Raw genomic sequence first — 7,802 nt, 5'->3', positions numbered from 1 at the left:
ATCCATAAATACCAAGAGAAAATGCTCCTGAACAAACAAAGGGCAGTAACCAGAATGGCACAAGAACTAGGGTTGGAGACAATTCCATTGAAAATGCAAAGTGTTGATTAACAGCTTTCTGTGATAGACGTCAATGGTAGCGCAGTCGAGGTTTGTCAGGTCGAGCGCAGTCGAGACCTAACTAATTTTCATTTTCTGGTTTATAATCGGAATGTGTGGAGTTTCGGCATTCTGCTAAAATTTGTAGAAGATCAAATTGGCCTTTGGCCAGTGCCAATTTCTTTTTGCTACTCCATTTTTTCAACTTTTTTTCAAAATATATGGCTTGTATAACGTCATTGAATTCTTGTTCAACGATTAATTTGACCGGTCTCCTTTTATGGGTAAAACAAGTTTTGTTTAATCCCATTTGGTGTTCTTTAAACCCTCTAGCCAAATCATTTGTTATGTCGGTATAGGCTAATCCGTCAGAACACAGTAATATGTATACATAATAGGATTTCATAAGACTCAAAAGGAAGAGGTCTCGACTGCGCTCGACCGGACATTGCTATAAATTAATGTTTATTTCGTTAAAATGCGGCTTTTATAGGGGAAATGTCGGCTACCCTATAACAATACCAATGCAACAGCAATCGAGACCTAATTGATCCTCCATAATATTATCTTATAAATTCCAAAGTTCGTTTCCAGTTCTTAGTTTACTTTATCTTTAACCTACAGTTCTGATCCTTAACAAAAAGTTGTTATTTGTTTTACGCTTAGCTTATAGCTGGTTTACATCTTTGGTTTTTAAATAAATAACCAAAGAAAATGAAAAAAACACTTTTAACTCTTTTCGTAGGTGGAATGCTATTCACCTCCTGTATTAAAGATCATATCGGCCATGGTGCCGATAATGACGATGTAGATGTATCAACTCTGACCTTTGCTAAAATCGGCGGGTTCTCCAACGGTACCGGAGAGGAAGGTTTTGCTGAAATTAGTGCCTTTGATCCCAAGACCAACAAATTGTTTATCGTAAATCCAGTTCAGTCCGAAGTTTCGGTTTGGGATATTTCAACACCTTCATCATCAGTTAAATTAACTTCTATTTCATTGTCGGGAACTCCAAACAGTGTTGCGGTTCACGACGGACTTTTAGCCGTGGCCGTGGAAAATGCCAATAAACAAATGAATGGTACCGTACAGACTTACGATACCGAAACCCAAACCTTGGTCACTGCTTATAATGTAGGGGCATTGCCGGATATGGTTGCTTTTAGTCCTGATGGGAAATATATAATTTCTGCCAATGAAGGGGAGCCAAATGCTGATTATTCGGTAGATCCAGAGGGGTCCATTTCTATAGTTGACGTTCAAAAAAGTGAAGTTAATACTATGTTTTTTACTTCCTTCAGTGTAGCTTCAATAGGTAACGATTTTAGGGTTTTTGGTCCCTCAGCAAGTATTGCCCAAGACGTGGAACCGGAATATGTGGCAGTTTCGGACGATAGTAAGTTTGCTTATGTAACGCTTCAGGAAAATAACGGTATAGCGGTAGTGGATTTAAAGAATATGGTCATTGCCAATGTTTTTGGTCTAGGTGTAAAGGATTATTCTTTTGGTGAAAACAAGATGGACGCCAGCAATAAGGATGACGTGGTAGGGAACTTTCAGAATTGGCCAGTGCTTGGTTTTTATATGCCGGATGCCATTACATTTACCAAGCTAGATGGCATGGATTATATTATTACGGCCAATGAAGGGGATTCTAGGGATTATATTGGATATTCGGAAGAGGCAAGGGTTGAGGATATAATCCTGGACCCAACAGCTTTCCCTAATGCCGCTGACCTACAAATGGAGGAAAATTTGGGAAGGTTAAAAATTACCACAGCAAATGGAGATATCGATGGCGATGGTGACTTTGATAAAATTTATGCCTACGGTGGAAGGTCGTTTACTATTTGGTCTACTTCTGGAGCTTTGGTATATGACAGTGCGGATGAAATAGGCAGAAAGACTTTGGAGCTTAATCCATCTTATTTTAATGCCGATGAGGGCGAGACCGATGGAAGAAGTGATGATAAAGGTGCCGAGCCAGAATCTGTAACTACTTTAAAGGTGGGCAATTCTACCTTGTTGTTTGTTGGTTTGGAGCGTACTGGAGGAGTTTTGGTATACGACATTACCAATCCCAACAGTCCGCAATACGTAAATTGGCTTTTTGATGCCTCAGATGTTGGTCCCGAAGGTTTGTTGACCATTTCAGAGGAAAATAGCCCAACAGGAAATGCCTTGGCAATTGTTACCAATGAGGTTTCCAATACCGTAGCGATCTACGAAATAAAATAGATTGTAAATTGTTTTGTAAGTAATCCCTGGGTATCTGCCTTGTATACTCGGGGATTATTTTTTGTAATAGTCACTTCGACAGAGTCTATTTTCTGGACGACTAGAAGTCGAACATTTTAGGCCGGACCCATTGGAGCGGTTTGGTAACTCTAGATATTTATTTGGATGAATAACATTCTCCGATTATTGCTTGGTGGCTGAGCGGAGCCGAAGCCACATTCAATGGTTTTTCTTTCTGACTCTATTCGATTTCGACTACGCTCAATCTCCGTTAAGACCATGAAACTTTAAACCAGAAACTCTGAACTTTCAACCTTGGTGTGCTGCAACATAAACTCGTGCAATTGATGCATTTGAGGCTTGCCCTTTCTTTTTCCGATCCTTCCAAAGACGTAAAGAACCACCCATGCAACTACCATTAAAGCCATTAATCCCAATTGGAGCCCGATCCCTTTGCCCAAGGCGTTATTGGAATAAGCCCAAACTCCAAAAATGATGAACAATGTGGCCACTCCGAAATGCACGAACATAAAAAATGTCCATAGGGTGGGGTTGGGGCCAAATAATCCATATATAATGCTATCTCCGTTTTCCTGGTCCACTACCTCGATCTGTAGTTGAGGGGACCAAAAATGGGATTTAGCCTTATTGAATTTTATAAAAACATGATGGTCGGATATCTTTACGATAAAAGGAGGAGTGTCCGCATTTTCGAATAATTGCAATACGGATTTTGCAGGACCATTTAGATTAATTTGGAATCTTGGTCTTAGGATAATTTCGTTGGGTAATACTTTCAAACTAGATGGCTGATAATTAGGATAAAAGATACTGTTTTTTCTTCGAATATAAATAGTACTTTTGCAGCAAATTAAAAGTATGAGTGCTATTGTAGCCATTGTAGGAAGACCTAATGTAGGCAAATCAACCTTTTTTAATAGATTAATTCAGAGAAGAGAGGCTATTGTTGATGCCGTTAGTGGGGTTACCCGTGATCGTCATTATGGAAAGAGTGATTGGAACGGAGTGGAGTTTTCATTGATCGATACTGGTGGATATGTATTGGGGAGCGATGATGTTTTTGAAAAAGAAATAGATAAGCAGGTAGAATTGGCCATAGACGAGGCCGATGCTATTGTCTTTATGGTGGACGTAGAAGCTGGTGTTACCGGAATGGATGAAGATGTAGCCAATTTATTGAGACGTGTAAATAAGCCTGTTTTCTTAGTGGTCAATAAAGTGGACAACAGCAAAAGAGCGGAAGATGCCGTGGAGTTCTATTCTTTGGGCCTAGGCGAGTATTATACCATTGCCAGTATTAGTGGTAGTGGAACAGGAGACCTGCTGGACGATTTGGTAAAGGTATTGCCGGAAAAGGAAAAGGAGAAGGACGACTTGCCACGTTTTGCCGTAGTTGGAAGACCTAATGCGGGAAAATCATCTTTTATCAATGCCCTTATTGGGGAAGAACGATATATAGTGACCGATATTGCGGGTACTACTAGAGATAGTATAGATACTAAATACAATAGATTTGGTTTTGAATTTAATCTGGTAGATACTGCCGGGATTCGTCGTAAGTCCAAGGTAAGGGAAGATTTGGAGTTCTATTCCGTAATGCGTTCGGTAAGGGCTATTGAGCATTCCGATGTCTGTATTCTTATGTTGGATGCCACCCGTGGTTTTGACGGACAGGTAGAAAATATTTTCTGGTTGGCTCAGCGCAACAACAAGGGAATCGTAATCTTGGTAAATAAATGGGATTTGATTGAAGATAAGGAGACCAATACCATTAAGCAGTATACTCAGAAAATTAAGGAGGCCATAGCACCCTTTACGGATGTGCCTATTCTTTTTATCTCCGTTTTAACAAAACAGCGAATTTTTAAGGCCATTGAAACTGCCGTTCAGGTGTATGAAAATAGACAAAAAAAGGTGGTGACCAGAAAATTGAACGATATCATGTTGCCCATTATTGAAAACTATCCTCCACCTGCCTATAAAGATAAGTATGTGAAAATAAAATTCTGTACCCAATTGCCAACGCCTTATCCGCAGTTCGCATTTTTTTGTAACCTTCCACAATATGTAAGGGATCCTTATAAGCGGTTCTTGGAGAATAAATTAAGGGAGCATTTCGATTTTACAGGGGTGCCTGTTTCGGTTTTTATGAGAAAAAAATAAGGAGCGCAAATTAAATCGGGTTATTTCTGAAGGCAGGGTCTTAAAGTTCTGTTAACCATTTGGGTCGTAGTAGCTGTTGCTATATTTTTGGGGACTTACCAAATTACCAAGAGTACAAGACACACTAACCAAATGAAGAAATTTCACTTTTCTCTCCTATTTTCCATTTTATTTTTTAGCCTTTCCTTTTCCCAAGATTTTGTTTTAAGTGGGAAGATTGTAGATGCCATTACCCAGACCCCATTGGAGGCCTCCACCATATATGCGGAATCGGTAAAGGACAGTGCTTTGGTGTCATACACCGTATCGGATCAAAAAGGAGTATTTGAATTGGAAGGGGATACCAGTCTTAAGGAGGTAAATGTATTCTTCTCCTATAATGGGTATAAATCACATTATATAAAAGTTAAACTGGGGTCACAGGTAGATTTGGGTAAAGTACAATTGGAGGAGCAGGCACAAGAGTTGGATGGAGTGCTGATCGTGGGCGATAGGGTGCCAATTACCATTAAAAAGGATACCTTGGAATTTAATGCGGATTCCTTTAAGACAAAGCCCGACGCTACTGTAGAGGACGTATTGAAAAAGTTGCCAGGAGTAGAAGTGGATAGTGATGGCAAGATCACTGTAAACGGGAAGGAAGTAGATCAGGTCCTGGTAAATGGTCAAGTATTCTTTAGTAACGACCCTAAGGTGGCAACCAAAAGTTTACCCAAGGATATTATAAGTAAGATACAGATTTCGGACACCAAGACCAAAGAACAGGAGTTTAGTGGAGAAGAAGGGGAAGGGGAGAACAAAACCATTAACCTGACCATAAAGGAAGATAAGAATAAAGGATATCTAGGAAGAATGGCGGCAGGTTACGGTACTGACGAGAGATATCAACTCAATGGACTGCTCAATTATTTTAGCAATAAAAAAAGGTTGAGTTTTATTGCCAGTTCCAATAATATTAACAATTCCGGATTTTCCTATGATGAGATCTACGATATGGTAGGGAATACCAATGGAGGGTATTCCGGTGCACAGGAATCGGGCTTGATCAATAACTTTGGCAACGGTATTACAACTTCTTCCAACTTGGGGGCCAGTTATGCCAATGCGGAAAAAGGCCAGTATAAGATCGATGCCAATTACTTTTTTGGATACAGTGATTCCTATAATGATCAAAAAACATCTCGAGAGAATATTTTACCGGATAGCAGATATTTTACGGAAAACGAATCTAACTTTGATGGTTCTACCAATTCTAATCGAGGAGCTGCAAATATTGAATATGATGTGGATAAAACCCTTCGCATTAGCCTGCAGCCTTCCATGAGTGTCAATAGGACCAATTCTGTGAACAGGAACAATACATTTTCTACGGATGAGGAAGGTGATTTGATAAACAGCAATAACCGTATTACGGTGAATGACGGTTTTCAAAGAAATTTTTCCAATAGATTAAGTGTAATGAAAAAGTTGGATACGATTGGTAAACTGATCACTTTCTCATTTTCCAATGACAATACCGAAAACATAAGCAATTCCAACCTCAATTCCGTTAGGGAAGTATTTGGGGACGATCCCAGTGTAGAGAATGTGGATCAACTGTCCGACATTAATAACAAAAGAAATTCTTATGAACTGGAAGCCCGTTATAGGCAGCCTTTGACTAGTAAGCTGTTCTTGGATATTGGCTACGAATTTAAGAATGATCATAGGGACAATACCAAGGAGGTTATGGACTATGATGTGGATGATAACAGGTATACCCAGTTTAACGAGACTTTGAGTTCCGATTTTAACTTTGAAAATATTCAACAGTCGCCTTTCTTGGGATTACGCCATAACGGAGATAAGCTAAACCTACGGGTGAACGCTTCTTATGTAATGACCGAGCTGGACAATCAGGACTTCCTTCAAGGAACATCCTTCTCCAAATCGTACAAAAACTTATTGCTAAGAAGTAGAATAAGGTATTCCTTGGGGAAAAATAGTCGGGTTTATTTAAGGTACGACTCTCGACTCAATCTTCCTTCGATAAGTCAGTTGCAGCCAGTACCCAACGTAAATAATCCTTTGAACGTGGTGATAGGTAATCCCAATTTGTTGCCGAGTGTGAATCATGGGATAGATTTTAACTATAATAATTATAATTGGAAAGATCGGAGTGGGGTCTTTTTATATACGGGGCTGGATATACAAAAGGATAGGGTTTCTGCTATTTCAACTACCGATGAGAATTTTCTAAGGACCACCAGATATACCAATATAGATGGTAATTACAGTGGCTATGGTGGAGTTGGTTATTCGAAGCAGATAAAAAAGGATAGTCTTTATACCTTAAAATTTAATGTAAGGCCACGATTAAGTTACGGTAGGCAGATAAGTTTTACCAATGGAGTGGAACTTAAGGCCAAAAGATTTGATGTAACGCCTTATGTTTCTACAACCTATAATTATAAGGAGGTACTGGAAATTGAACCAGGTTATGGTATTTCTTTCAACAATACCACCTACAATCTGGATAATATAGAGGATGTGGAATATACTTCCCAAAATGCCAATCTTAGGGTGACCTCTTACTGGCCTAAGAATTTAATTTGGGGCAACGACCTTAAATATAGTTATAACGGAAATGTGGGTCCAGGATATAGAAAGGATGCCCTTTTTTGGAATATGAGTCTGGGTCTTCAAATCCTAGAAGATAAAGGCACCCTCAAAGTGTTGGCCTATGACTTGTTGGATCAAAATATAAATACCCGTAGGACTACCGGGGAAGATTACATACAGGATTTTCAGGGGACGGTTCTCCAGCAATATTTTATGGCGAGCTTTACTTATAAATTTGATCAATTTGGGGGTAAAAAACCCGATATGGAATCAAGGGGAAGACGTTATTACAATTAATGCTTTTGTTTGATTGGTTCACGGTTTTAAGGGTTTCAAATAATCACCTTGCCCCTTGGTTGAATTCTCTTGGATATTGCTTGACCGTCTTTTTTCTTTTTTCTAGTAACTATTATCTAGTCTCTTGTTTCTGGTTTGAAGCGTTTCAGGTTTGAATGGTTGTACATTTTCATTTCCAAATCTCCACATTGTTCCATTAACCTATTGTTGCCTTCTTGTAGATATCGCTATAAGTCTTTTTTCTTTTTTCTAGTCTCTAGTCTCTAGTTTCTGGTTTCTGGTTTGAAGTGTTTCAGGTTTGAATGGTTGTACATTTTCATTTCCAAATCTCCACATTGTTCCATTAACCTATTGTTGCCTTCTTGTAGATATCGCTATAAGTC

5 protein-coding genes are annotated in these 7,802 nt (G+C 39.1%); 3 read left to right on the top strand and 2 right to left on the bottom strand.

Annotated features, from left to right (window positions below; all coding sequences use genetic code 11):
• Window positions 1–181: 181 nt before the first annotated feature.
• Window positions 182–505 (bottom strand): GIY-YIG nuclease family protein, encoded by a 324-nt coding sequence (locus tag MWU78_RS20410; protein ID WP_247001298.1) that lies wholly within the window; start codon window positions 503–505, stop codon window positions 182–184.
• Window positions 506–813: 308 nt separating this feature from the next.
• Between MWU78_RS20410 and MWU78_RS20405 the strand changes: the two genes are divergently transcribed.
• Complete coding sequence (locus tag MWU78_RS20405; RefSeq protein ID WP_247001296.1) at window positions 814–2,337, top strand: choice-of-anchor I family protein; 1,524 nt, start codon at window positions 814–816, stop codon at window positions 2,335–2,337.
• 287 nt (window positions 2,338–2,624) lie between these two features.
• On the opposite strand, the gene MWU78_RS20400 is transcribed toward MWU78_RS20405, so the two are convergent.
• The gene (locus tag MWU78_RS20400) at window positions 2,625–3,137 is read right to left on the bottom strand and encodes a GTP-binding protein (protein WP_247001294.1); all 513 of its coding nucleotides are present in this window, start codon (window positions 3,135–3,137) and stop codon (window positions 2,625–2,627) included.
• A 79-nt stretch (window positions 3,138–3,216) separates the two neighbouring features.
• Between MWU78_RS20400 and der the strand changes: the two genes are divergently transcribed.
• Together der and MWU78_RS20390 are read left to right on the top strand one after the other, a co-directional pair.
• Window positions 3,217–4,521, top strand: a complete 1,305-nt coding sequence (der, locus tag MWU78_RS20395) for a ribosome biogenesis GTPase Der (RefSeq protein WP_247001292.1) — start codon at window positions 3,217–3,219, stop codon at window positions 4,519–4,521.
• Between the two features lie 132 nt (window positions 4,522–4,653).
• On the top strand, window positions 4,654–7,419 hold the full coding sequence (locus MWU78_RS20390) for an outer membrane beta-barrel protein (RefSeq protein ID WP_247001290.1): 2,766 nt from the start codon (window positions 4,654–4,656) through the stop codon (window positions 7,417–7,419).
• The last annotated feature ends 383 nt before the right edge of the window (window positions 7,420–7,802 follow it).

Source organism: Arenibacter sp. F26102, from assembly GCF_023015865.1.
In the GTDB taxonomy this organism is placed as follows: domain Bacteria; phylum Bacteroidota; class Bacteroidia; order Flavobacteriales; family Flavobacteriaceae; genus Arenibacter.
Note: the sequence above shows the minus strand (reverse complement) of the source record. Positions and strands in the feature narration are given on the sequence as shown.